1 protein-coding gene is annotated in these 798 nt (G+C 43.6%); it reads left to right on the top strand.

The features are described 5' to 3' along the window. Positions 1-414: 414 nt before the first annotated feature. A partial coding sequence (locus tag R7190_RS26760) for an NAD(P)H-binding protein (protein WP_318137782.1) occupies positions 415-798 on the top strand: 384 nt, incomplete at its 3' end.

Here is a 798-nt window from a genome sequence, read left to right as displayed (position 1 = left end):
AACCAAGCCCATACAACCAAACAAGTCATTGAAATCTATAACCAAAAAACAAACCAAAGTGACTAAAACCAAGCATTTATAACATGTCTAACACCTAATAAACTCAACGATTGGCACAACAAATGCTTGAATTAACTTGTCCCAATAAAATGGAGAGAGAATTATGTTTGCCAATCAAAGTCGTCGCCCTGCTAAGAGAAGCAAGCCCAAACCGCAGCGCAAAACCCGGCGCTCAATTCCCTTATCACTCTCCTGAGCCTAAGACCCGTAAATAACGGGTCTTTTTTTAACATGCGATATCGAGCTCGCCACTGCACAAATTTGATGGTGAGTTGCGGCTTATTCTTGCTCTTTCAGCGTGTTGGCATAAGCTACTAATGCCTAAGCACTTGTTCTCTAAAGAGGAAGCATACAATGACAAACGATGTTAACACTTGCGTAATCATCGCTGGCGCAACTGGGTTAGTCGGCAGCAAAGTGGTCGAAAACCTCATTGCTCAGTCAGGTATTTCTCATTTGTACTCCCTCTCCAGACGCCCACTTAAAGACATTTATGACCCAACAAACAAGATCATTCCAATCATTGATGCAGAGCTCACTATTCATCAAGGGAATGAAAATCAAACAACGCCCGATACAGGCTTCATTTGTTTGGGCACGACTCTCAAGCAAGCAGGCAGTAAAGAAAACCTACGTAAAGTCGATGTCGAACTGGTCACTTCGGTAGCGCAGCAAATGAAAATGGTCGGAGTAAAACGCCTTGCGGTGGTGTCTAGTTTAGGTGCCAACCGTTCCTCT

Source organism: Vibrio sp. 1078-1 (genome assembly GCF_033340475.1).
Note: the sequence above shows the minus strand (reverse complement) of the source record. Positions and strands in the feature narration are given on the sequence as shown.